This is a genomic window from Nocardioides sp. S-1144 (genome assembly GCF_005954645.2).
Classification (GTDB): domain Bacteria; phylum Actinomycetota; class Actinomycetes; order Propionibacteriales; family Nocardioidaceae; genus Nocardioides; species Nocardioides dongxiaopingii.
The window spans coordinates 1,315,293-1,339,386 of record NZ_CP040695.2 but is presented as its reverse complement, the minus strand read 5'-3'; the positions used below and the strand labels follow the sequence as shown (position 1 = coordinate 1,339,386).

Annotated in this window: 18 protein-coding genes; 11 read left to right on the top strand and 7 right to left on the bottom strand. The window is 73.2% G+C overall.

What is annotated here, in order from left to right; genetic code table 11:
• Positions 1–34: 34 nt before the first annotated feature.
• From pcrA to FE634_RS06370, 4 genes are all read right to left on the bottom strand, one after another.
• A complete protein-coding gene (gene pcrA / locus FE634_RS06385) occupies positions 35–2,482 on the bottom strand; it encodes a DNA helicase PcrA (RefSeq protein WP_137293174.1) in 2,448 nt (815 codons plus the stop codon).
• A 62-nt stretch (positions 2,483–2,544) separates the two neighbouring features.
• Positions 2,545–2,901 (bottom strand): hypothetical protein, encoded by a 357-nt coding sequence (locus FE634_RS06380; RefSeq protein WP_137293173.1) that lies wholly within the window; start codon positions 2,899–2,901, stop codon positions 2,545–2,547.
• 85 nt (positions 2,902–2,986) lie between these two features.
• Positions 2,987–3,670: a LuxR C-terminal-related transcriptional regulator gene (locus tag FE634_RS06375; RefSeq protein WP_212721578.1), complete on the bottom strand. Its 684-nt coding sequence runs from the start codon at positions 3,668–3,670 to the stop codon at positions 2,987–2,989.
• A 1-nt stretch (position 3,671) separates the two neighbouring features.
• Positions 3,672–5,027, bottom strand: coding sequence for an ATP-binding protein (locus FE634_RS06370; RefSeq protein ID WP_137293171.1), 1,356 nt, complete (start codon positions 5,025–5,027; stop codon positions 3,672–3,674).
• A 146-nt stretch (positions 5,028–5,173) separates the two neighbouring features.
• Here FE634_RS06370 and FE634_RS06365 point away from each other — a divergent pair, with 146 nt between their 5' ends.
• The 5 genes from FE634_RS06365 (at position 5,174) to FE634_RS06345 (ending at position 10,856) form a co-directional block, all read left to right on the top strand.
• On the top strand, positions 5,174–6,463 hold the full coding sequence (locus tag FE634_RS06365; protein ID WP_137293170.1) for a PspC domain-containing protein: 1,290 nt from the start codon (positions 5,174–5,176) through the stop codon (positions 6,461–6,463).
• The gene (locus FE634_RS06360) at positions 6,460–6,759 is read left to right on the top strand and encodes a hypothetical protein (RefSeq protein ID WP_137293169.1); all 300 of its coding nucleotides are present in this window, start codon (positions 6,460–6,462) and stop codon (positions 6,757–6,759) included. The genes FE634_RS06365 and FE634_RS06360 overlap by 4 nt, the downstream gene beginning before the upstream one ends.
• A complete protein-coding gene (locus FE634_RS06355; RefSeq protein ID WP_137293168.1) occupies positions 6,756–7,310 on the top strand; it encodes a YbaK/EbsC family protein in 555 nt (184 codons plus the stop codon). The genes FE634_RS06360 and FE634_RS06355 overlap by 4 nt, the downstream gene beginning before the upstream one ends.
• A 79-nt stretch (positions 7,311–7,389) precedes the next feature.
• On the top strand, positions 7,390–9,114 hold the full coding sequence (locus FE634_RS06350) for an ABC transporter ATP-binding protein (RefSeq protein ID WP_262347602.1): 1,725 nt from the start codon (positions 7,390–7,392) through the stop codon (positions 9,112–9,114).
• The gene (locus tag FE634_RS06345) at positions 9,111–10,856 is read left to right on the top strand and encodes an ABC transporter ATP-binding protein (protein ID WP_137293167.1); all 1,746 of its coding nucleotides are present in this window, start codon (positions 9,111–9,113) and stop codon (positions 10,854–10,856) included. Before FE634_RS06350 ends, FE634_RS06345 begins: the two co-directional genes overlap by 4 nt.
• Positions 10,857–10,877: 21 nt before the next feature.
• Here FE634_RS06345 and npdG read toward each other — a convergent pair whose 3' ends face one another.
• Positions 10,878–11,555 carry an NADPH-dependent F420 reductase gene (gene npdG / locus FE634_RS06340; protein ID WP_138875401.1) on the bottom strand — a complete coding sequence of 226 codons (678 nt, stop codon included), beginning with the start codon at positions 11,553–11,555 and terminating at the stop codon, positions 10,878–10,880.
• Positions 11,556–11,635: 80 nt separating this feature from the next.
• On the opposite strand from npdG, the gene FE634_RS06335 reads away from it, so the two are divergent.
• On the top strand, positions 11,636–12,664 hold the full coding sequence (locus FE634_RS06335; protein ID WP_138875400.1) for an LLM class F420-dependent oxidoreductase: 1,029 nt from the start codon (positions 11,636–11,638) through the stop codon (positions 12,662–12,664).
• A gap of 78 nt (positions 12,665–12,742) precedes the next feature.
• Here FE634_RS06335 and FE634_RS06330 read toward each other — a convergent pair whose 3' ends face one another.
• A complete protein-coding gene (locus FE634_RS06330) occupies positions 12,743–13,474 on the bottom strand; it encodes a MerR family transcriptional regulator (protein WP_138875399.1) in 732 nt (243 codons plus the stop codon).
• A gap of 68 nt (positions 13,475–13,542) precedes the next feature.
• On the opposite strand from FE634_RS06330, the gene FE634_RS06325 reads away from it, so the two are divergent.
• The 3 genes from FE634_RS06325 to FE634_RS06315 are packed head-to-tail and all read left to right on the top strand — an operon-like array spanning position 13,543 to position 17,475.
• Positions 13,543–14,691, top strand: coding sequence for an acyl-CoA dehydrogenase family protein (locus FE634_RS06325; RefSeq protein WP_138875398.1), 1,149 nt, complete (start codon positions 13,543–13,545; stop codon positions 14,689–14,691).
• Positions 14,692–14,743: 52 nt separating this feature from the next.
• A complete protein-coding gene (locus FE634_RS06320) occupies positions 14,744–16,627 on the top strand; it encodes an AMP-dependent synthetase/ligase (protein WP_138875397.1) in 1,884 nt (627 codons plus the stop codon).
• A gap of 5 nt (positions 16,628–16,632) precedes the next feature.
• Positions 16,633–17,475, top strand: coding sequence for a class I SAM-dependent methyltransferase (locus FE634_RS06315; protein WP_137293161.1), 843 nt, complete (start codon positions 16,633–16,635; stop codon positions 17,473–17,475).
• A 7-nt stretch (positions 17,476–17,482) separates the two neighbouring features.
• Here FE634_RS06315 and FE634_RS06310 read toward each other — a convergent pair whose 3' ends face one another.
• Positions 17,483–19,021 carry an acyl-CoA synthetase gene (locus FE634_RS06310; protein WP_137293160.1) on the bottom strand — a complete coding sequence of 513 codons (1,539 nt, stop codon included), beginning with the start codon at positions 19,019–19,021 and terminating at the stop codon, positions 17,483–17,485.
• 148 nt (positions 19,022–19,169) lie between these two features.
• On the opposite strand from FE634_RS06310, the gene FE634_RS06305 reads away from it, so the two are divergent.
• Positions 19,170–21,338, top strand: a complete 2,169-nt coding sequence (locus tag FE634_RS06305) for an MMPL family transporter (protein ID WP_148240439.1) — start codon at positions 19,170–19,172, stop codon at positions 21,336–21,338.
• 67 nt (positions 21,339–21,405) lie between these two features.
• Complete coding sequence (locus FE634_RS06300) at positions 21,406–23,979, top strand: bifunctional FO biosynthesis protein CofGH (protein ID WP_138875396.1); 2,574 nt, start codon at positions 21,406–21,408, stop codon at positions 23,977–23,979.
• The last annotated feature ends 115 nt before the right edge of the window (positions 23,980–24,094 follow it).

The following is a 24,094-nucleotide window of genomic DNA, read 5'->3' as shown; positions in this document are numbered from 1 at the left end:
AGCCCGAGCCTGCGAGCGCCTCGCCGGCTCGGCGCTACAGCTTCTCGACCGGGGCGTAGCGCAGCAGCAGGCGCTTGACGCCCTCGGAACCGAAGTCGATCGAGGCGACGGTCTTGTCGCCCGTGCCCTCGAGGGCGACGACGGTGCCCATGCCGAAGGAGTCGTGCAGGACCCGGTCGCCGGGGTCGAGGCTGGGGATCTGGCGGGCCGGCTTGGCCTTGGCGGCGGCGTCGGCGCGGGCCGCGGCGGCGGAGAAGTTGCGCCGGCCGGCGGCGGTCTGCTGGCCGTAGCCGCTGGCCGCCGGGGACGACGAGGCCCAGTCGGGGCGGCCCCACTGCGTCTGGGCGGCCTCGGTGCGGCGCCAGTCGACGAGGTCGACGGGCAGCTCGTCGAGGAACCGGCTCGCGGGGTTGTGCGACGGCGAACCCCAGGCCGAGCGGACGACGGCCCGGGAGATGTAGAGCCGCTCGCGGGCGCGGGTGATGCCGACGTAGGCGAGCCGGCGCTCCTCCTCGAGCTCGGGGCGGTCGCCGAGCGAGCGGGAGTGCGGGAAGACGCCGTCCTCGAGCCCGGTGAGGAAGACGGTCGGGAACTCGAGGCCCTTCGCGGTGTGCAGGGTCATCAGCGTGACGACCCCCTGGGCCTCGGCCTCGTCGTCGGGGATCTGGTCGGTGTCGGCGACCAGCGCGACCCGCTCGAGGAAGTCGCCGAGCCCCGGCGTCACCAGGTCGGCGTCGACGTCGGCGGGGTCGGCCGACGGGCCGGCCACCGGGTCGTCGGAGAACTCGCGCGCCACGGCCACGAGCTCGCCGAGGTTCTCGACGCGGGTGGCGTCCTGCGGGTCGTCGGAGGCCTCGAGCTCGGCGAGGTAGCCGGACTTGTCGAGCACCGAGTCGAGGACGACGTCGGGCCGCTCCCCCGCGTCGACCATCGACTGGAGCTCGGTCACCAGCCCGACGAAGCCGCGGATGTTGGTCAGCGAGCGGGTGGCGAGGCCGGGCGCCTCGTCGGCGCGGCGCAGCGCCTCCCAGAACCCGATCCGCTCCCGCTCGGCCAGGGCGTTGACGCACGCGACGGCGCGGTCGCCGATCCCGCGCTTGGGCACGTTGAGGATCCGGCGCAGCGACACCGAGTCGTCGGGGTTGGCCAGCATCCGCAGGTAGGCCAGCGCGTCGCGGACCTCCCGGCGCTCGTAGAAGCGCACCCCGCCGACGACCTTGTAGGGCATGCCGGTGCGGATGAACACCTCCTCGAGCACCCGGGACTGGGCGTTGGTGCGGTAGAAGACCGCGACGTCGCCGGGGCGCAGCCCGTCGTCGGTGAGCTTGTCGATCTCGTCGCTGACGAACCGGGCCTCGTCGCGCTCGTCGTCGGCGACGTAGCCGACGATGTGCTCGCCGTCGCCGGCCTCGGACCACAGCCGCTTCTCCTTGCGGCCCTGGTTGCGGCTGATGACGGAGTTGGCGGCGGTGAGGATCGTCTGGGTGGAGCGATAGTTCTGCTCGAGCAGGATCGAGGTGGCGTCGGGGAAGTCCTGCTCGAAGTCGAGGATGTTGCGGATGTTGGCGCCGCGGAAGGCGTAGATCGACTGGTCGGCGTCGCCGACGACCATCAGCTCGGCCGGCTCGATCCGCTCGCCGTCGTCGAGCGAGGCCATGTCGTCGACGGTGTCGGCGCAGAGCTGGTGGATCAGCGCGTACTGGGCGTGGTTGGTGTCCTGGTACTCGTCGACCAGCACGTGCCGGAACCGCCGGCGGTAGGTCTCGCGGACCAGCGGGTTGGTCTGCAGCAGGTGCACCGTGAGCATGATGAGGTCGTCGAAGTCGAGGGCGTTGGCCTCGCGCAGCCGGCGCTGGTAGAGCGTGTAGGCCTTGGCGTAGGCCTCCTCGACGCTGTTCTTGGCGTCCTTGGCCGCGTCCTCGTCGTCGCGCAGCTCGTTCTTGTGGTTGCTGACCCAGTGCAGCACCGGGCCGGGCTGGAAGCGCCGCGGGTCGAGGTCGAGGTCCTTGATGACCAGCGTCATCAGGCGCTTCTGGTCCTGGGCGTCGTAGATCGAGAAGTTGGACTTGTAGGCCCGGCCCTCCTGCTCGAGCACGGTGATCTCCTTGCGCAGGATCCGCACGCACGCCGAGTGGAAGGTGCTCACCCACATCAGCCGCGCGCGCCGTCCGACGAGCTCCTCCACCCGCTCCTTCATCTCGGCGGCGGCCTTGTTGGTGAAGGTGATCGCCAGGATCGAGCCGGGGTGCGCCTTGCGCTCGGAGATCAGCCAGGCGATCCGCCGGGTCAGCACCCGCGTCTTGCCCGACCCGGCGCCGGCGACGACCAGCAGGGGGCGCCCGGCGTGCTTCACCGCCTCGCGCTGGGGCTCGTTGAGACCCTCCAGCAGCTCGTCGGGCGTGGGGCCGCGACGGGTCGTCCGAGCCTCGGCGGGGGCGGTGCCCTCGACGCCGAGACCTTCGAGGAATGGTTGTGCGCTCATGCTGGCCCCAGCCTACGGCGGGCCCCCGACAGTGGCCGCGGCGCCGTGGCCGCCGGGGCGGCTCAGGCGTGCGCGGAGGACCAGACGACCGCGACGACGACGTTGACGACCGAGAGCGCGAGCAGCCCAGCCCACAGCCCCTGCGGGATCCGGGGCTTGCGGGTGTTGGCCATGACGAGGACCAGCAGCACCAGCCCGATCACGGTCTTGACCGCGATCTTGGCGTGGTTGAGGTCGACGTCGAGGCCCTCGAGGACGCCGACCAGCGCCAGGCCGGCCACGAACGCGGTGCCGACGCCGTCGCGCATCGCGCCGTTGACCTTCTTCTCGCCCGGGCCGGCCTGGGCCAGCAGCCCGCCGATGAGTGCCGAGAACCCGAGGACGTGCACGACGAGCAGGATCAGGCGCAGGGTCTCCACACGCCGCAGGGTATCGGCGCGCCCGGTGCGGGTCGGCGCCCGGTCGCGGCGCCGACCAGGCGGGCGGTGACCGCCGGCCGCCGCCTCAGAGCAGACGTCGGTCGGTCGCCCACCGGGTCAGCTCGTGGCGCGAGGACAGCTGCAGCTTGCGCAGCACCGACGACATGTGGGTCTCGACGGTCTTGATCGAGATGAACAGCTCCTTGGCGACCTCCTTGTAGGCGTAGCCACGGGCGATCAGCCGCATCACCTCCCGCTCGCGCTCGGTCAGCCGGTCGAGGTCCTCGTCGACGGCGGCCACCTGGATCGAGCCGGCGAAGGCGTCGAGGACGAAGCCCGCGAGCCGCGGCGAGAACACCGCGTCGCCCTCGGCGACCCGGCGGATCGCGGCGACGAGCTCGGGCCCGGTGATGGTCTTGGTGACGTAGCCGCGGGCGCCGCCGCGGATCGTGCCGATGACGTCCTCGGCGGCGTCGCTGACCGACAGGGCGAGGAACCGGGTCTCCGGTGACTGCGACCTGCGCATCACCTCGACTCCCCCACCGCCGGGCAGGTGCACGTCGAGGAGGACGACGGCCGGCCGGTGCGCGGCGACCGCCCGGACCGCCTCGTCGACGTCGGCGGCCTCGGCCAGCACGTCGACGACGCCGGCACCCGCGGCCTCGAGCTCGGCGCGGACCCCGCGCCGGAACATCGCGTGGTCGTCGACGACGACGACGCTCACGAGGGCGGCGGCCGGCTGGCCCGGCTCTGTGGACGACGTGCTCATGTCAGACATCCTTCTCCTCGTGGTGCCCGGTGCTGCTGACCGGCAGGTGCAGGCGCACCTCGGTGCCCTCGCCGGGCGTCGAGCGGACCTCGCCCGAGCCGCCGTGGCGGCGCATCCGGTCGACGATGCTGTGCCGCACGCCGTGCCGGTCCTCCGGCACGGCGGCGACGTCGAAGCCGGCGCCGCGGTCGCGGACGAACACGTCGATGGCCCCCGCGCCGCCCGCCCCACCCGCGGTGATCTCGGCGTAGACGTCGACCTGCCCGACGCCGGCGTGCTTGGCGGCGTTGGTCACCGACTCGCGGGTCGCCGCGACGATCGGTCGCAACGACTCGTCGAGGTCGACGTCGCCGACGGTGACGACGTCGACCGAGATGGCGTGGGCGTCCTCGACCTCGGCGGCCACGGCGCGCAGGGCGCTGGCGACCGTGCTGTCGTCCTGCGACTCACCGGCGTAGAGCCAGGCGCGCAGGTCGCGCTCCTGGGCGCGGGCGAGCCGGGAGACGACGGCGCCGTCGTCGGCGTTCTTCTGGATCAGCGCCAGCGTCTGGAGCACGGAGTCGTGCAGGTGGGCGGCGACGTCGGCGCGCTCCTGGGTGCGGACCCGCTCGGTGCGCTCGTCGGACAGCTCGGTGGCCAACCGCCACACCCAGGGGCCGACGACGACCGCGATGCCGGCGATCCCGATCGCGCCGGCGATGACGACGCCGCGGGCCTCGCGCAGCGAGCCCTGGTCGATGCCGACGACGAACAGGGCGGAGAGCAGCAGCACCAGGCCGGTCGCGACCCGGGCGAAGGAGGCCCAGCCGCCGTTGCCGAACACGATCCGCACCGGGTTGACCCGGCTGCCCCCGTCGAACCAGCGCTCGCGCTGGACCTCGTCGGCCTGGCGCCACAGCAGCGCCACGCCGACGACCGCGATGGCCACCGGCCAGAACACCGCGCCGCTGCCGAAGACGGCCTCCACGGTGAAGAGGGCGGCGACGCCGAGCACGCCGAGCACCACCACCGGGCCGACGTCGGTCAGCCGGCGGCGCACGGTCGGACGACGGCCGCCGCGCGACGCGCTCTCCAGCCCCGGAGCGGCGGCCACGAACTGCGACCCGGCCGGCAGCGCGACCCAGAAGACGGCGTACAGCACCAGCCCGAGTCCGCTGAGCGCCGTGCAGAGCACGAACGCCAGGCGCACCCAGAGCACGGCGACGCCAAGGTGCGCGGCCAGCCCGGACGCGACGCCGCCGACCACCGACGCGTCGAGGTCGCGGGTCGCCCGGCGCGGGGCGCGGGGGGTGGCGGGCGCGGGCTGTCCGTGCGGGCCGCGGACGGCGGCGCGGCCGTCGTACGTCGGCGTGCTCATGGTGCCTCCATCGTCACACAGCGCGAGCGGCCTCCCCATGAGGTGAACCCCCTGCCCGACCCTGAGGGACGGGGCCCCTCGGGGGTCGGCAGGATCAGGGACGTCCCCGATGGTGGGGAGCCGACTTCTCGACCACGCTGGACGACATGAACACCACACCCCCGCCGGGCCCCGCTCCGGCCGACGCCGGCCAGGACCCGGGCGGTCCCGGCCCCCGCGACCCGGGCCCCGCGAACCGCGACCAGCTCCGCGACCTCGCGAACCTGCGCCGCACCCGGCACGACCGCAAGATCGCCGGCGTCGCCGGAGGCCTGGCGCGGCACTTCGACATCGACCCGATCATCCCGCGGGTGGTCCTGGCCGTGCTGATCTTCTTCGGCGGCGGCATCATCCTCTACGCCGCGCTGTGGCTGGTCGTGCCGCAGGAGGAGACCGAGGACGTCGTGGTCCGCCTCGACGACCGCAGCCGGACGGTGGCGGTCGTGATCGCCTTCGGGCTGGCCGGCCTGGCGGTCCTCGGCGACAGCCTCGGCGGCTGGGGCTTCCCGTGGCCGCTCGCCGTCGCCGGCGCCCTGCTGCTCGCCTTCATGCTGGTGCGCGGCAACGGCCCGCGCGTGCACCCGCTGCTCCGACCCGGTGGCACTCCCCCGCCGTACCCGACGTACGACCCGGCGTACGACCCGACGTACGACCCGACGACCGGGCCGGTGGCCGCACCGGGCGCACCCTCGCTGGCGAAGACGCCGGCGAGCGGGCCGACCCCGCCCCCGCCGGGGTCGTGGGTCCCCCCGACCTCGACCCACGTGCTGCCCCCGGCCCGCCCGCGCCGCCGCGGCCCGGTGCTGTTCTGGTACGCCCTCGCGCTCATCGCCGCCGGGCTGGGCGTCCTCGGGATGGCCGACCTGGCCGGTGCCGCGGTGGCCGACTCCGCCTACCCGGCGCTCGCGCTCGGCGTCAGCGCCGCGATGCTGCTCCTCGGCGCCTTCTGGGGCCGCGCCGGCGGCATCATCCTGCTCGGGCTGGTCTCCGCGGTCGCCACGGCCGGCGCGCTGGTGGCCGACGAGGTCGACGCCGGCCGGGTCGACCAGACGCCCACGACGGCCGCGGCGGTCTCCGACCGCTACGACCTCACCGTCGGCGAGATCAGGCTCGACCTCAGCGAGGTCAGCGACCCCGAGAACCTCGACGGACGCACGATCGAGGTCGAGGTCGACTTCGCCGGCCGGATCGAGGTCGTCGTGCCCGACGGGGTCGACGTCGTCGTCGACTCCCGGCTCGACGAGGGCGACCACCGCGTCCTCGGCGACGACCTCGACGACAGCGCCCACACCACCACCAGCCTCGCCGGGGGCGTCCTGGACGCACCCGAGCTCCGGCTCGACGTCGAGATGACGTTCGGCGAGATCGACATCCACCGCGAGGGAGTCCGACGATGAGCGACGACACGACGACCCGGGTCGTCCCCACCGACGAGCCGACCGGCTTCCTGGCCGAGGGCCGGCACCCGGTCAGCATCAGCCACCTGGTCATGGGCGTCGCCTTCGCCGGGATGACCCTGGTGTGGGCCCTGCTCGCCGGCGACGTGGTCGAGGGCGACGACGTCCGCTGGCTGATGCCGGTGCCGTGGGTCCTCGCCGGGGTGGCCGGGCTGGTCGGGCTGGTCGTCGCCGACCGGCGCCGGGTCGCCTCCCGCCGCACCGGCTGGGTCGACTCCGGCACGATGGAGCCGTGACGACGACCCCGCCGACCCTGGGCCGGCTCACCACCGTCCCCGCGCTCGACCGCCCCGACCTGCTCGCCCCGCCCGTGGCCTCCGCCCTGGCCGGCTGGGAGCAGGCCGGGGCGGTCGGCGTCGTGGAGATCGATCCCGCCGTCGCCGACACCGCCGCGATGGCCGAGGCCCACGACCTCGGCATGGACACCGGCGCCAACTGCGTCGTCGTGGCCGGTCGCCGCGACGGCCAGGAGCGGATCGCCGCCTGCCTGGTCCGGGCCGACACCCGCGCCGACGTGAACGGCCTGGTCAAGCGGCTGCTCGACGTCCGCAAGTGCTCCTTCCTCGCGATGGACCGCGCGGTCGCGGAGTCCGGCATGGAGCACGGCGGCATCACGCCGGTGGGCCTCCCCGTCGCCGCCGGCTGGCGGCTCCTCGTCGACACCCGCGTCCTCGACGTCGACGTCGCCGTCCTCGGCTCCGGCCTGCGTCGCTCGAAGCTCCTCGTGCCGGGCCGGCTGCTCGCCGACCTCCCCGGCGCCGAGGTCGTCGACGGCCTCGCCTCCTGATGCCGCGGCCGGCGACCGGCGACCGGCGACCGAGGTAATCGAGTGGCTCCTGGGGCCCCCGGGTCCGTAGTGTCAGCGGGTGCGCCACCTGCCTCTCGACCACCCGGGTACCGCCGACCACCGCTCCCCGATGAGGTTCCTGTGGTGGCTCGCGAAGGGGCAGTGGCAGACGCTGCTCGGCGGGATGTTCTTCGGCATCGTCTGGATGAGCAGCCAGGCGGTGATGCCGGCGGTGATCGGGCGCGCGATCGACCAGGGTGTCGCCGACCGTGACCGGTCCGCGCTGCTGACGCTGGCCGGGGTGATGTTCGCGATCGGCCTCGTCCAGGCCGGCAGCGGCATCGTGCGGCACCGCTTCGCGGTCACCAACTGGCTCACCGCGGCCTACCGCACGATCCAGCTCACCGGCCGGCACACGGTGCACCTGGGCGGCACGCTGCCGCGGAAGGTGTCGACCGGCGAGGTCGTCGCCATCGGCAACAGCGACATCTCCCACCTCGGGCAGGTCATGGACGTCACCGCACGCTTCAGCGGGGCGGTGGTGTCGTTCGTCCTGGTCGCGGTGATCCTGCTGCAGACCTCGGTCACGCTCGGGCTCGTGGTCCTGCTCGGCGTCCCCGGCCTGATGCTCCTCGTCGGGCCGCTGCTCTCGCCGCTGCAGCGGCGCAGCGCAGAGCAGCGCGAGCTGATGGGCCGGCTCTCCAACACCGCGACCGACATCGTCAGCGGGCTGCGCGTGCTGCGCGGGATCGGCGGCGAGGAGGTCTTCCTGTCCCGCTACCGCCGCGAGTCGCAGGAGACCCGGCGCGCCGGCGTCGCGGTCGCGCGGATCCAGTCGGTGCTCGACGCCCTGCAGGTGCTGCTGCCCGGGCTCTTCGTGGTCGTCGTGGTCTGGCTCGGCGCGCGCTACGCCGTCACCGGCCGGATCACTCCCGGCGAGCTCGTCGCGTTCTACGGCTACTCCGCGTTCCTGATGATCCCGCTGCGCACGGCGACCGAGTACGCCAACAAGGTCATCCGGGCCCGGGTCTCCGCCGTGCGGGTCTGCCGGCTGCTGGCGCTCGAGCCCGACGTCCACGACCCCGCCTCGCCGCACGAGCTGCCGCCGGAGGGCAGCGTGCTGGCCGACTCCCGCAGCGGGCTGACGGTGCGCCCGGGCAGCCTGACCGCGATCGTCGGCGAGCCCGCCGAGGAGTCGGCCGCGCTGGCCGACCGCCTGGGCATGTGCGCCGCCGAGGTCGACGACGACGTCACCCTCGGCGGCCTCCCGCTGACGGCGTTCCGTCGCGAGGACGTGCGCCGCCGCGTCGTCGTCTCCGACCCCGGGGCGGCGCTGTTCTCCGGTCGGCTGGGCGACCGGCTCGACGTGACCGGCGGGCGGCAGGCCGACGGGCGCGTCGACCGGGCCCTGGCGACGGCGTCGGCCGACGACATCCTCGAGGCCCTGCCCGAGGGGCTCGAGACCGTGGTGACCGAGCGCGGCCGCAGCTTCTCCGGCGGCCAGCGGCAGCGGCTCGTGCTGGCCCGCGCGCTGACCGTCGACCCGGACGTCCTGGTGCTGGTGGAGCCGACGTCCGCCGTCGACGCCCACACCGAGGCCCGGATCGCCGCCCGGCTGCGCACGCACCGGGCCGGGCGCACCACCGTCGTCACGACGAGCAGTCCGCTGATGCTCGACGCCGCCGACGAGGTCGCGTTCCTGCGCGACGGCCGGGTCGTCGCGACCGGCACCCACGCCGACCTGATGCACACCGAGGCGGCCTACCGCGCCGTCGTGACCCGCGAGGAGGTGGCGCCGGCATGAGCGACACCACGCTGCCCGTCGCCGACGGCGGCTCCCTGCGCCGCTACGCCGTCGACCTGGCCCGCCGCCACCCGCGGCTGCTCTGGACCGCGCTGGTGCTGCACGTGCTGGCCGCCGTCGCCGGCCTCGCCGCGCCCCGGCTGCTCGGCGGGCTGGTCGAGGCGGTCGAGACCGGGTCGACGACGTCCCACGTCGACCGCGTCGTGCTGGCGCTGTTCGGCTTCCTGGTGCTGCAGACGGTGCTCACCCGCTACGCCCGCTACGTCAGCCAGGTCCTCGGCGAGCAGGTGCTGGCCGAGCTGCGCGAGGACTTCGTGCAGAACTCGCTGGCCCTGCCGGTCGGCGTCGTCGAGTCCGCCGGGTCCGGCGACCTGCTCACCCGCACCAGCCGCGACGTCGAGCAGCTCGGCTGGTCGGTGCGGTGGGCGCTGCCCGAGTGGACGATCGCGTGCGTCACCGCCGTGCTCACCTTCGCCGCCGCACTCTCGGTCGGCTGGTGGGTCGCGCTCCCGTGCCTGTTCGGGGTGCCGCCGCTGGTCGTCGGCCTGCGCTGGTACCTGGCCCGCGCCAAGGACGGCTACCTGCGGGAGTCGGCGACGTACTCGCAGATCAGCGCGACCCTCACCGAGACCGTCGAGGGCTCCCGCACCGTCGAGGCGCTCGGCCTCGGCCGCGAGCGGGTCACCGCCATCGACGCCGACATCGACGACTCCTACGCCGCGGAGCGCTACACCCTGCACCTGCGCACGGTGTTCTTCCCGAGCATGGACATCAGCTACATCATCCCGACCGTGCTGACCCTGCTCTACGGCGGTTACCTCTACAGCCAGGGCAGCGTCTCGCTCGGCGACGTGACGACCGCGGTCCTGTACGTGCAGATGCTCATCGACCCCGTCGACCGGGTCGTGGCCATCCTCGACGAGCTGCAGATGGGGGCCGCGTCGCTGGCCCGGCTGCTCGGCGTCGCGCAGGTGCCCGACGACCGCGAGGTCAGCGGGCGCGAGCCGGCCGGCGAGCAGCTCGCCGCGCACGACGTGCGGTTCTCCTACGTCGAGGGCCGCGACGTGCTGCACGGCGTCGACCTCGACGTCGGCGTGGGCGAGCGGATCGCGATGGTGGGCCCGTCCGGGGCCGGCAAGTCGACCCTGGGCCGGCTGCTCGCCGGCATCCACCCGCCGCGCACCGGCGAGGTCACCGTCGGCGGCGTCGGGCTGGTCGAGCTGCCGCTCGGCGACCTGCGCGGCCACGTCGCCCTGGTCACCCAGGAGCACCACGTCTTCGTCGGCAGCCTGCGCGAGAACCTCGCCCTCGCCGCCCCGGAGGGCGCGACCGAGGACGACGTCCGGGCCGCGCTCGCCGCCGTCGACGCCCTCGACTGGGCCGACGCCCTCCCCGAGGGCCTCTCGACCGAGGTCGGGTCCGGCGGGCACACGCTGCACGCGGCGCAGGCCCAGCAGGTCGCGCTGGCCCGCCTGGTGCTGGCCGACCCGCACACCCTGGTCCTCGACGAGGCGACCTCGCTCATCGACCCGCGCGCCGCACGACACCTGGAGCGGTCGCTGGCCGCCGTCCTGGAGGGACGCACGGTCATCGCGATCGCGCACCGCCTGTTCTCCGCCCACGACGCCGACCGGGTCGCCGTCGTGGAGGACGGCGTCATCGCCGAGCTGGGCTCGCACGACGACCTGGTCGCCGCCGACGGCTCCTACGCCGCGCTGTGGCGCAGCTGGAACGGGTCCTGAGCGGCGGCGACCCGGGCCGGGTCAGAGCCCGGAGATCCGCACGCCGGCGTGGGTCTTGTACCTGCGGTTGATCGAGATCAGCACCGCGGTGAACGGCTCGAGCTGGCGGGCCAGCCGCAGCTTGCCGGCGTCGATGCCGCGGCGTCCGGTGACGGCGGCGGCGAGGTCCATGGCGACCTCCTTGGCCTCCACGACGTCGCCGACGACGAGGACGTCCTCGTCGAGGAACTCCTCCTCGCCCCAGAGCAGCACCGCCGAGACGTTGTGGAAGGCACCGACGACGGTGGCCTCGGGGGCCAGCTCCTGGGCCGACTCGGCCGCGGAGCCCTCGCCGCCGTTGACGACCCGGCCGTGCGCGCCGCGCTTGTCGAAGGCCAGGGGGTTGACGCAGGAGATCACGGTCTTGCCCGCCAGCGGCAGCGTCGCGACGAGCTCGTCGTGGCCGTCGTAGGGGACGGCGAGCAGGACGACGTCGGCGGCCGCGACCGCGTCGGCGTTCGTCGCGCCGGTGACCTCGCCGGCGCCCTCGACCCCGGCCAGCCGCTCGGTGACCTCGGCCGCGACGGGCTCGGCCTTCTCGGCCGAGCGCGAGCCGAGGACGACGCCGTGGCCGTGCCGGGCGAAGCGGTAGCCGAGGCCCTTGCCCTGCGGGCCGGTGCCCCCGATCACGGCGATGCGGTAGGAGGTGGGCTCGCTCACAGGTGGTTCCTCTCGGTCGGTCTGGTTCGGCTATCGTGACACAACCACTGTCAGAGTCGACCGCAGGAGTGCTGGACCACATGAAGCTGACCACGATGCTGATGTACGACGGCAACCCGCGCGCGGCGGCCGACCAGGTCACCGCCCTCGAGAAGGCCGGCCTCGACCTGGTCTGGGTGGCCGAGGCCTACGGCTTCGACTCGCCCACGCTGATGGGCTACCTCGCGGCCAGGACCGAGACCGTGGAGATCGGCTCGGGCATCCTCAACGTCTTCTCCCGCACCCCCGGCGCCCTGCTCCAGACCGCCGCCGGCCTCGACAACGTCTCGGCCGGCCGCGCGGTCATCGGCCTCGGCGCCTCGGGCCCGCAGGTGATCGAGGGCTTCCACGGCCTCCCGTACGAGCGCCCGCTGGGCCGCACCCGCGAGGTCATCGACATCCTGCGCCAGGGCCTGCGCCGCGAGCCGCTCGAGCACACCGGCCGCAACTTCACCCTGCCGCTGCCCGCCGACCAGGGCCTCGGCCTCGGCAAGCCCCTCAAGCTGCTCACCCGGCCCGAGCGGCCGCAGGTGCCGCTCTGGGTCGCGGCCCTCGGCGACAAGAACGTCGCGATGACCGCCGAGGTCGCCGACGGCTGGATGCCGCACCTGTTCTTCCCGGAGAAGGCCGCCGACGTCTGGGGCAGTTCGCTCGCCGCCGGTGCCGCCAAGCGCTCCCCCGAGCTCGGCCCGCTCCAGGTCACCGCCGGGGGCATGCTGGCCATCGGCGAGGACGTCAAGGGCATGCTCGACCTCGCCCGCCCGATGTACGCCCTCTACGTCGGCGGCATGGGCGCGAAGGGCAAGAACTTCTACAACGACCTCGCCTGCCAGTACGGCTACGAGGAGGCGGCCACCAAGATCCAGGACCTCTACCTCTCCGGCAAGAAGAAGGAGGCCGAGGCACTGGTTCCCGACGAGTGGCTCGAGGCCGGCAACCTCGTCGGCCCGGAGTCCTACGTCAAGGAGCGGATCGCCGCCTTCCGCGAGGCCGGCGTCACCCACCTGCAGGTGCTGCCCGCCACCGACGACCCCGCCGCCACCGTCGCCCAGGTCAAGAACTGGCTCTGACCTGCCGAGTCGGCGTTGAGTTGAAGTCAGTTCCCGCCGAGTCGGCGTTCGCGCTCAGCGCGAGCGCCGACTCGGCGGTCAGGGGCGGTCGAGGGAGCGCTGGATGACGGCGTTCGCGGCCCGCTGGAAGCCGGAGACGACGGCCTCGAGGGTGAGCCGGCGCAGCTGCGCCACGGTGCGCTCGAGCCGGACGGCGTCCTCCGGGGACGTCGCGGTGCGCCGGTAGGGCTCGAGCACCTGGGTGTGCAGGATCGTCGTCAGCTCGTCGGCGAGGGCGTCCATGTGCCGCCGGATGGCGGCGTCGGCGAGGCCGAGGCTCTCGTCGGGGACGTCGACGTCGAGCACCTGGACGCCGACCGCGAGGTGCGGCTGGGCCCGGTAGCCGCCGCTGGCGGGATCGGGCTCGACCGCCCCGACCGTCACGAGCCGCCGGACGTCGGCGTCGTCCAGCGCCCGGCCGGCCCGCGCCTCGAGCTCCTCGCGGCTGAGGACGGCGGCGGGCTCGGGCGTCCACGACGTGAGCATCGCCCGCTGGAGGGCGAGGTCCTCGACGCCGGCCTCGGCCGGGATCGCGGCGAGCACCCGCTCGACGGCCTGGAGCGTGAACCCGTGGTCCTGCAGGGCCCGGGCCAGCTCGAGCCGCGCCCGGTGCACGGGGCCGTAGTAGGCGACCCGTCCCCGGCGCAGCGGCGCCGGCACCAGCCCGAGGCTGGCGTAGTAGCGCGTCGTGCGCACCGTCGTCCCGACCGCGGCGGCGAGCTCGTCGATGGTGAGCAGCTCGTCCGCGAGGTCGGCAGGGGGTGTCGCCATGAGGATCACAGTATTACTGTCACACCAGTACTGGCGAGTACCGACCTACCCGACCCGAGGAGCACCCCATGCCCGAGACCCCGTCGATCTACGAGCAGGAGCACGAGGACTTCCGGGCCACCGTGCGCTCGTTCCTCGAGAAGGAGGTCGTGCCGCACCACGACCAGTGGGAGAAGGACGGGCAGGTCAGCCGCGAGGTCTGGACCAGGGCCGGCGAGATGGGGCTGCTCTGCTTCGACGTCGACGAGCAGTACGGCGGCGCCGGGATCCGCGACTTCCGCTACAACGCCGTGGTGGCCGAGGAGATCAGCAAGGTCGGCGCGAGCGGGCTCGGCTTCCCCGTGCACACCGACATCATCGTCCCCTACATCAGCCAGCTCGGGACCGACGAGCAGAAGCAGCGCTGGCTGCCCGGGCTGGTCAGCGGCGAGCTCATCTCGTCCATCGCGATGACCGAGCCCGGCGCCGGCTCCGACCTCCAGGGCGTGCGCACCAGCGCCGTCGACAAGGGCGACCACTACGTCCTCAACGGGTCCAAGACCTTCATCTCCAACGGCATCATGAGCGACCTGGTCGTCGTGGTGTGCCGGACGAACCCCGACGCCGGCCACCAGGGCATCAGCCTGCTCGTCGTCGAGCGCGGCATGGAGGGCTTCGAGCGCGGCCGCAACCTCGACAAGATGGGGCTCAAGGCCCAGGACACCGCCGAGCTGTTCTTCGACAACGTCGTGGTGCCGAAGGAGAACCTGCTCGGCGAGGAGGGCACCGGCTTCGTCAACCTCATGGTCAACCTCCCGCAGGAGCGCGTCTCCATCGCCGCCATCGCCGTCGCCGCGATGGAGCACATCATGGAGCTGTGCCTGCGCTACGCCAAGGAGCGCGAGGCCTTCGGCAAGCCGATCGGGAAGTTCCAGCACAACCGGTTCATGCTCGCCGAGATGGCCACCGAGGTCTACATCGCCCGGCTCTTCGTCAACGACTGCATCCTCAAGCTGAACGCAGGCGAGGTCGACACCGCGCTCGCCTCGATGGCCAAGTGGTGGACCACCGAGCTGCAGAAGAAGTTCGCCGACCAGGGCGTGCAGCTGCACGGCGGCTACGGCTACATGAGCGAGTACCCGATCTCCAAGGCCTACACCGACTCCCGGATCCAGACGATCTACGGCGGCACGACCGAGATCCAGAAGGAGATCATCGGGCGGATGCTCGGCATCTGAGCGGACCGCTCGTGCTTGTCGGCGACGTGTGGCGCCCGTCACACTGGCGCCCATGAGCGTCGACGCCGCCGTCCTGACCACCCGCGCCCGGATCGCGGAGGCGGTCGGCGAGCGCACGCTCGCCGACGTGCTCGCGGCCACCGTGGCCGAGCACGCCGACGCGCCGGCGTTCTCGGACCGGCACCGCGGGGCCGAGGACGCCGGCCACGAGGGCGACGACGAGGGCGGCTGGCGGACGCTCAGCTGGCGCCAGACCCGCGAGCTCGGCCTCGACGTCGCGGCCGGGCTGCTCACGCTCGGCGTCGCGACCGGCGACCGGGTCGCGATCATGGCCACCAACCGCATCGAGCACGTCGTCGCCGACATCGGCGTCGTGCACGCGGCGGCGACGCCGATGTCGATCTACAACACGCTGTCGGTCGAGCAGGTCGCCTTCATCGCCGGCCAGTCGAGGCCGTCGGTCGCGATCCTCGAGGACGCCGACCACCTCGCCCGTTGGCAGCGCGCGATCGACGAGGCCGGCGACGCGCTGACCGTCGTCCTCGTCGACCCGGCCGCGCGCACCGACGACCGGCACCTCACCTGGGACGACCTCGTCGCGCGCGGCCGCGCCCACCGCGCCCAGCACCCGGACGCCGTCGCCGCGCGCACCGCCGAGCTGTCCCCCGACGCGCCGGCGACCATCCTGTACACCTCCGGCACCACGGGGAACCCGAAGGGCGTCGTGCTGTCGCACCGCAACGTCATGCACGAGGCGGTCAGCACGCTCGAGGACGCCCAGCTCGACGGACCGCAGCGCTCGGTGAGCTACCTGCCGCTGGCCCACATCGCCGAGCGCACGCTGGGGATCTACATCCCGCAGTTCCTGGGCAGCCACACCCACGCCATCGGCGACCCCGCCGAGCTGCTCACGGCCCTCGGGGAGGTGCACCCGACGCTGTTCTTCGGCGTCCCCCGCGTGTGGGAGAAGATCAAGACCGGCATCTCCGCCAAGCTCGCCGCCGAGCCCGACCCGGCGGGTCGCGCGATGGTCGAGCAGTCGATGGCGGCCGGCCTCGCCTGGGTCGAGGCGCAGCAGGTCGGCGCCACGATGACGCCCGAGATCGAGCGGGCCCACGCCAAGGCGGACGCCGCGATCCTCGGGTTCCTGCGCCTCGTGCTCGGTCTCGACCAGGTGCAGTGGGCGGCCTCCGCCGCCGCGCCGATGCCGCTCGAGGTCGCCCGGTTCATGGCCGGCCTGGGCCTGAAAGTCTACGACGTCTACGGGATGACCGAGACCTGCGGCGCGGTCACCGCCAACGGTCCCGCCGGCTTCCGGCTCGGCACGGTCGGCCGCGCCACGCCGGGCATGGAGGTGCGGATCGCCGAGGACGGCGAGGTGCTGGTGCGCGGGCCGGTGACGACGTCGGGCTACCACGAGGACCCCGAGCAGACCGCGGCGCTGATCGACGCCGACGGCTGGGTGCACACCGGCGACATCGGCACCCTCGACGACGACGGGTTCCTGGCGATCGTCGACCGCAAGAAGGAGCTCATCATCACCTCGTCGGGCAAGAACATCGCGCCCTCCAACATCGAGAACCTCCTCAAGGAGTCCCCGATCATCGGCCACGCGATGGTCGTCGGCGACGCCCGTCCCTACGTCGTCGCGGTGCTCACCCTCGACGGCGAGATCGCGCCGATCGTCGCGGCGTCGATGGGCATCGAGGTCACCGACCTCGCCGAGCTGGCCCGCCACCCGCAGGTCCTCGCGCTGGCGCAGGCCGCCGTCGACGCCGCCAACGCGCGGCTCTCCCGCCCCGAGCAGGTCAAGGCCTTCGAGCTGCTGCCGGCCGAGTGGACCGCGGAGTCCGAGGAGCTCACCCCGACCCTCAAGCTCAAGCGCCGCGTGGTCAACGCCAAGTACGCCGACGTCCTCGACCGGCTCTACGGCTGAGCGCCGTGAGCGAGGAGTACCTCCGGCTCAACCGGGCCAGCTGGGACGAGCGCGCGCCCGCGCACGCCGTCTCCCCCGACTACGCGCTCCAGCGCTTCCGCGACGACCCCGCGCACCTGTCGGACGTCGTCCGCTTCGACCTGCCGCGGCTGGGCAGCGTCGAGGGGCTGCGCGGCGTCCACCTGCAGTGCCACCTGGGCACCGACACGATCTCCCTGGCCCGCCTCGGCGCCGAGATGACGGGTCTCGACTTCAGCGGCCCCGCCCTCGAGCAGGCGCGCCGGCTGGCGGCCGAGGCCGGCGCGGACGTCGACTTCGTCGAGTCCGACGTGTACGCCGCCGCCGACGTCCTGCCCGCGGGTGGGTTCGACCTGGTCTTCACCGGCATCGGTGCGCTGTGCTGGATCCCGTCGGTGGCGCGCTGGGCCGACGTCGTCGCCCGGCTGCTGCGCCCGGGCGGGCGGCTCTTCCTCCGGGAGGGCCACCCGATGCTGTGGGCGCTCGGCGACCCTCGGCCCGACGGGCTCGTCACCGTCGAGCACCCCTACGTCGAGCGCGCCGGGGCGACGGTGTGGGACGAGCCGGGCACCTACGTGGAGACCGACACCACCTTCGAGCACCACGTCACCCACGAGTGGAACCACGGCCTCGGCCAGGTCGTCACCGCGGTGCTCGACGCGGGCCTGGTCGTGACGTCGCTCGAGGAGCACGACAGCGCGCCGTGGGACGCGCTGCCGGGCTACACCGAGCCGGCCGCCGAGCCCGGGGAGCTCCGGCTGCGCGACCGGCCGTGGCGGGTGCCGTTCACCTACACCCTGCAGGCCGTCAGGCCGGCCCCACCCGGCTAGCGCCCGGCTAGCGCCGGGCGCCCGCGGCGTACTCGTCCTTGAGCCTGCCCTTGACCATCTTGCCGGTGGGCGTGCGCGGCAGCTCGGCGCGGAAGTGGATCTCGCGCGGCACCTTGAAGTGCGCCATCCGCTCCCGGGCGTAGGCGGTCAGCTCGGCCGCGAGCTCGGGCGTGCCCGGCACGGCGGGCTGCACGAACGCCACCACCCGCTCCCCCATCTCCTCGTCGGGGACGCCGAAGACGCCGATGTCGGTGACCGCGGGGTGCAGGCTGAAGAGGTCCTCGATCTCCTGCGGGTAGATGTTCACCCCGCCGCTGATGATCATGAACGCCTTGCGGTCGGTGAGGTAGAGGAAGCCGTCGTCGTCGAGGTAGCCGAGGTCGCCGACGGTGGTCCAGTTCGGGTGGTGCGGGTGCTGGGTGGACGCCGTCCTCTCGGGGTCCTTGTGGTACTCGAACGGCGCGCCCTCGAACTCCTCGCGCTCGAAGTACAGGGTGCCGACCTGCCCCGCGGCCAGCTCGGCGCCGTCCTCGCCGCAGACGCGGGGCCGGCCGATGAGGGGCACGCCGACCGAGCCGGGGTGGGCCAGCCACTGCTCGCTGTTGATCATGGTGCCGCCGTTGGCCTCGGTGGAGGCGTAGTACTCGTTCACGATCGGACCGAGCCACTCGATCATCCGGTGCTTGACCTCGACCGGGCACGGCGCGGCCGCGTGCACCACGCACCGCAGCGAGGAGACGTCGTAGGACCCGCGCACGTCGTCGGGCAGCTTGAGCAGCCGCACGAACATCGTCGGCACCATCTGGGTGTGGGTCACCCGGTGCTCCTGGACGGCGGCGAGGAACCCCTCCGCGTCGAACTTCTCCATCATCACCAGCGTGCCGCCGAGGGCGTGGACGACGCCCCCGAAGCGCAGCGGCGCGGCGTGGTAGACCGGTGCCGGCGACAGGTACACCGTCGACTCGTCGAAGCCGTAGAGCCCGCCGAAGATCGCGACGTACTTGTAGCCGGGCTCGTCGACGGCGTAGTCGGGCAGCGGCAGCTTGATGCCCTTGGGCCGGCCGGTCGTGCCGGAGGAGTAGAGGAGGTCGTCGCCGTGCGGCTGCGCGGGGAGCGGGTCGTCGCCGGCGCCCGCGAGGGCGGCCTCGTAGTCGCCGTACCCCTCGACCGGGCCGCCGTAGGCGAGGCGCTCCTCGACGTCGACGTCGAGCCGGGCCACGAGGTCGGCCTTGGCCGCGGAGACGACCAGCGCCCGGGCGTCGCAGTCGCGCACGATGTAGGACGCCTCGTCCGGGCTCAGGTTGTGGTTGACCGCGGTGATGTAGAGGCCCGAGCGCAGCGCCGCCCAGTAGACCTCGTAGGTCTCGGGGGTGTTGTCGCTGAGCAGGGCCACGACGTCACCGGGGCGCAGGCCGGCCGCCCGGAGGCGGTTGGCGAGCCTCAGGCTGCGGTCGTCGAGCTCGGCGTAGGTGAGGGTGCGGCCGGAGCCGGCCATCACGAGGGCGGGCTTGTCGGGGCTGGTCCGGGCCCAGGTTCCGGGGTACATGGGCCGACTCTGGCAGGCCTCCGGTCGACGTTCCAGCACCTGTCCGAAATGCCCGTCTACACAAGACCGATGAAATGTCACCACCCCAGGGGTCAGTAGGGGGAAATCCGGATGCCCGGTGCCGCCCGATCCTGAGAGAGTCCTGAACATGCATCGTCAGATCGCGGGCCGGTTGACCGGCCGAGTGTCCAAGTGGGTCGTCCTGGCCGTGGTGGTCGTGGCCACCGCCGGCATGGGCGCGTTCAGCAGCAAGCTCACCGAGGTGCAGAACAACGAGGCGGCCTCGTGGCTGCCCGGCTCGGCCGAGTCGACCAAGGTCTCCAAGGAGCTGTCCGGCACCCTCGACCCCAACGAGATCCCGACCCTGGTCGTCTACGAGCGCGGCTCCGGGCTCACCCCCGACGACCTCGCCGGCATCGCTGCGCAGGCCGCCGAGCTGGCCGGCGTCGACGGGGTGACCGAGGAGTCGCAGGCCCTGCTCACCGGGCCGCAGCCGCCGGTGGTGGTCTCCCCCGACGGCCGGGCCGCCTTCGTCCCCTTCGTCTGGGACTTCGGGCCCGACGGGTGGACCGAGGTGCCCGACGCCGCCGAGCAGGTCCGCGACATCGCGATGCTCGACGGCGGCGAGGTGCACCTCGCCGGCTACGGCGGACAGGCCGCCGACGCCGCCGAGGCCTTCGAGGGCATCGACGGCGCCCTGCTGCTGACGGCGCTCGGCGTCGTGGTCGTCATCCTGCTCCTCACCTACCGCAGCCCGGTGCTGTGGATCCTGCCGATCCTGAGCGCCGTGGTGTCGTACACGATCTCCGGCGGCGTGGTCTACCTGCTCGCCAGGTACGCCGACCTCACCGTCAACGGCCAGAGCCAGGCGATCCTCGGCATCCTGGTCATCGGCGCCGGCACCGACTACGCCCTGCTGCTCGTCGCGCGCTACCGCGAGGAGCTGCGCCGCCACGAGGACCGCCACGAGGCGATGGCCTTCGCGCTGCACCGGGCCGCCCCGGCGATCCTGGCGAGCGCCGCCACCGTCGTGGTCGGACTCCTGTGCCTGGTCGTGGCCGACCTCAACTCCACCGCTGGCCTGGGTCCGGTGCTCGCCGTGGGCGTCGCGGTCACGTTCCTGGTGATGGTGACCCTGCTGCCCGCGCTGCTGGTGATCTGCGGCCGCTGGCTCTTCTGGCCCAAGCGTCCCGCCTTCGGCTCCGCCGAGCCCACCGCCACCGGCTTCTGGGCCCGTGTCGGGGGCAGGATCGCCCCGCGGCCGCGCGCGGTGTGGGCCGTGACCGCCGGGCTGCTCCTCATCGCCTGCCTCGGGGTGCTGAAGCTCGACACCTCCGGGCTGTCGACCGAGGACACCTACACCCAGGAGCTCGACTCCATCCGGGGCCAGGCCGTCCTCGTCGAGCACGGCCTCCAGGACACCTCCAACACCGTGCAGGTCGTCGCCGCGAGCGACGCGATGGACGACGTCGCCACCGCGCTGGGCGACGTCGAGGGCCTCGGGGACGCCACCGAGCCGACCGAGGTCGGGGGCGGGCGCTCGTACCTCGAGGCGACGATCGAGCACGACATCTCCTCGCCGGCGGCGTTCACCGTGGTGGCCGACACCCGCGACGCCGTCCACGGGATCGACGGCGCCGGCGCCCTGGTGGGCGGCGGCTCGGCGTTCTACCTCGACACGAAGGTGGCCTCCGAGCGCGACAACAAGGTGATCATCCCGATCGTGCTCGCCGTGGTCTTCCTGATCCTGGTCGGCCTGCTGCGCTCGCTGGTCGCACCGGTGCTGCTCATCGGCACGGTGGTGCTGTCGTTCGGCGCGGCCCTCGGCATCTCGGCGATGCTCTTCGACCACGTGCTCCCGCTCGTCTTCGACCAGTGGCCCGACGGCGCGAACGTCGACCCCGGCTTCCCGCTGTTCGCGTTCGTGTTCCTCGTGGCGCTCGGGATCGACTACAACATCTTCCTGATGACGCGGGTGCGCGAGGAGACCGTCGCGCGCGGGACCCGGCGCGGCACCCTGGTCGGGCTGGCCTCCACCGGCGGTGTCATCACCTCGGCCGGACTGGTGCTGGCGGCGACGTTCCTCGTGCTCGGCACGATCCCGGTGGTCTTCCTCGCCGAGCTCGGCATCGCGGTCGCCCTCGGCGTCCTGCTCGACACGATGATCGTGCGCTCGGTGCTGGTCACCGCGCTCAACCTCGACCTCGGCGGGAAGATCTGGTGGCCCAGCAAGCTGGACACCGAGGACCGGCCGCTGGCGCCCGAGCCGGAGCCGGCGAGGGAGCCGGCGACGACCAGCGCCACCGGGCCGGCGTGACCCGGATCACGCGCCGTCGCGTGGGCAGGCCCCCCGGTCCTGCGCACGCGTGGCTACCGTGGCGTGGGTGAGTGAGTCCCGTACGACGCCCGGCGCGCCACGCGCCACCGGTCCGACGCCGCAGCAGGTCCGTCGCGCGCTGGCCCGGGTCGAGCGGGGCGCCCGCATCGACGTCGGCGAGGCCACGGTGCTGCTGGCAGCGACCGGCGACGACCTCGACCGGCTGACCGCGGCCGCGGCTGCGGTGCGCGACGCCGGCCTCGTGGCCGCCGGCCGCAGCACCGACGGCCGCGGGGTCGTGACCTACTCCCCCAAGGTGTTCATCCCGGTCACCAAGCTGTGCCGCGACCGGTGTCACTACTGCACGTTCGTGGAGAGCCCCGGTGCGCTGACCCGGGCCGGGCACGCGATGTTCCTGTCCCCCGACGAGATCCTCGACATCGCCTCCCAGGGGGCGGCGCTCGGGTGCCTCGAGGCGCTCTTCACCCTCGGCGACCGCCCGGAGGACCGCTGGCCCGAGGCGCGGGCGTGGCTCGACGAGCAGGGCTACGACTCCACCCTGGCCTACGTCCGCGCGATGGCGGTGCGGGTGCTCGAGGAGACCGGGCTGCTGCCGCACCTCAACCCCGGCGTCATGTCGTGGGAGGAGATGAACCGGCTCAAGCCCGTCTCGCCGTCGATGGGGATGATGCTCGAGACCACCTCGCGGCGCCTCTTCGAGACCAAGGGCGAGGCCCACTTCGGCTCCCCCGACAAGGACCCCGACGTCCGCCTCCGCGTCCTCGAGGACGCCGGTCGCCTCTCGATCCCCTTCACCACCGGCCTGCTCGTCGGGATCGGTGAGACGCTCACCGAGCGCGCCGAGACGATCTTCGCGCTGCGGAAGGTGTCGACGCAGTTCGGCGCCGTGCAGGAGGTGATCGTCCAGAACTTCCGGGCCAAGCCCGACACCGCGATGCGCCACGCCGACGACCTCGGCCTCGACGAGTACCGCGCCACCATCGCCGTCACCCGGCTCGTGCTGGGCCCGAAGGCGCGCGTCCAGGCCCCGCCCAACCTGGTCGATCTCGCCGAGTGCCGCGCCCTGCTCGGCGCCGGCGTCGACGACTGGGGCGGCGTCTCCCCGCTCACGCCCGACCACGTCAACCCCGAGCGCCCCTGGCCCTCGATCGAGCGGCTCCGCTCGATCACCGCCGAGTGCGGCTTCGACCTGCGGGCCCGGCTCACCGTCCACCCAGAGTACGTGCGCGCCGGGGAGCCCTGGCTGGACCCGCGGGTCTCCGCGCACGTCGCGGCCCTCGCGACCGACGACGGCCTCGCGATCCCCGACGTCCGGCCGGCCGGGCTGCCGTGGCAGGAGCCCGACGGCGGGTTCGCCTCGGTCGGGCGCACCGACCTGCACGCGTCGGTGGACACCGAGGGGCGCACCGAGGACCGGCGCACCGACTTCGCCGACGTCTACGGCGACTGGGACCAGGTCAAGGACGCAGCCGCCGACACCTCGCTCATCGACGGCGCGCCGTCGGTGCTGCACGCGGAGGGCCGCGAGGCGCTCGCCGCGGCCGAGGCCGACCCGGGCAACCTCTCCGACGAGCACGCGCTCACGCTGATGACCGCCGAGGGACCGCTGCTCGACCAGGTCTGCCGGCTCGCCGACGACCTGCGCCGCGAGGCCGTCGGCGACGACGTCACCTACGTCGTCAACCGGAACATCAACTTCACCAACGTCTGCTACGTCGGCTGCCGGTTCTGCGCCTTCGCCCAGCGCCGCACCGACGCCGACGCGTTCTCGCTCTCCCTCGACGAGGTCGCCGACCGCGCCGAGGAGGCCTGGGACCTCGGCGCGACCGAGGTCTGCATGCAGGGAGGCATCGACCCCGAGCTCCCCGCCACCGCCTACTTCGACCTCGTCTCCGCGGTCAAGCAGCGCGTCCCCGACATGCACGTGCACGCCTTCAGCCCGATGGAGATCGTCAACGGCACCGCCCGCACCGGGCTCTCGGTCGAGGACTTCCTCATCAAGGCCCGCGAGGCCGGCCTCGGCTCGCTGCCCGGCACGGCCGCGGAGATCCTCGACGACGACGTCCGCTGGGTGCTCACCAAGGGCAAGCTGCCGGCCCGTACCTGGATCGAGATCGTCTCCACCGCGCACCGCATCGGCATCCCCACGACGTCGACGATGATGTACGGCCACGTCGACAACCCGCGGCACTGGGTCGGCCACCTGCGGGTGCTGTCGCGGATCCAGGACGAGTCGCTCGAGGCCGGGCGCACCGGGTTCACCGAGTTCGTCCCGCTGCCGTTCGTGCACACCTCCGCGCCGATCTACCTCGCCGGCGTCGCGCGGCCGGGGCCCACCCTGCGCGACAACCTCGCCGTCCACGCCCTGGCCCGGATCCTGCTGCACGGCCGGATCGCCAACATCCAGACCAGCTGGGTCAAGCTGGGCGTCGAGGGCACCCGCGCCATGCTCCGCTCCGGCGCCAACGACCTCGGCGGCACCTTGATGGAGGAGACCATCTCGCGGATGGCCGGCTCCGAGCACGGCTCCGCCAAGACCGTGGCCGAGCTCGTGGAGATCGGCGCCGGCATCGGCCGACCCGTACGCGAACGCACGACGACGTACGGATTACACCCCTAGGGGCACGCACCCCGGCGGGTGAATCCCTCCGGCGCGCATCACGACAGTCTCCTAGAGGCCCGAGATCCGGGTCGTCGGTCCCCGACCTCTGGGGGCCCGCTAGTAGTCAAGGAGC

Coding starts and splice junctions, on each gene's coding strand:
- pcrA (WP_137293174.1), bottom strand. CDS start 2,482: ATGAGCGCACAACCATTCCTCGAAGGTCTCGGCGTCGAGGGCACCGCC.
- FE634_RS06375 (WP_212721578.1), bottom strand. CDS start 3,670: ATGAGCACGTCGTCCACAGAGCCGGGCCAGCCGGCCGCCGCCCTCGTG.
- FE634_RS06370 (WP_137293171.1), bottom strand. CDS start 5,027: ATGAGCACGCCGACGTACGACGGCCGCGCCGCCGTCCGCGGCCCGCAC.
- FE634_RS06365 (WP_137293170.1), top strand. CDS start 5,174: ATGAACACCACACCCCCGCCGGGCCCCGCTCCGGCCGACGCCGGCCAG.
- FE634_RS06360 (WP_137293169.1), top strand. CDS start 6,460: ATGAGCGACGACACGACGACCCGGGTCGTCCCCACCGACGAGCCGACC.
- FE634_RS06345 (WP_137293167.1), top strand. CDS start 9,111: ATGAGCGACACCACGCTGCCCGTCGCCGACGGCGGCTCCCTGCGCCGC.
- FE634_RS06335 (WP_138875400.1), top strand. CDS start 11,636: ATGAAGCTGACCACGATGCTGATGTACGACGGCAACCCGCGCGCGGCG.
- FE634_RS06330 (WP_138875399.1), bottom strand. CDS start 13,474: ATGGCGACACCCCCTGCCGACCTCGCGGACGAGCTGCTCACCATCGAC.
- FE634_RS06325 (WP_138875398.1), top strand. CDS start 13,543: ATGCCCGAGACCCCGTCGATCTACGAGCAGGAGCACGAGGACTTCCGG.
- FE634_RS06320 (WP_138875397.1), top strand. CDS start 14,744: ATGAGCGTCGACGCCGCCGTCCTGACCACCCGCGCCCGGATCGCGGAG.
- FE634_RS06310 (WP_137293160.1), bottom strand. CDS start 19,021: ATGTACCCCGGAACCTGGGCCCGGACCAGCCCCGACAAGCCCGCCCTC.
- FE634_RS06305 (WP_148240439.1), top strand. CDS start 19,170: ATGCATCGTCAGATCGCGGGCCGGTTGACCGGCCGAGTGTCCAAGTGG.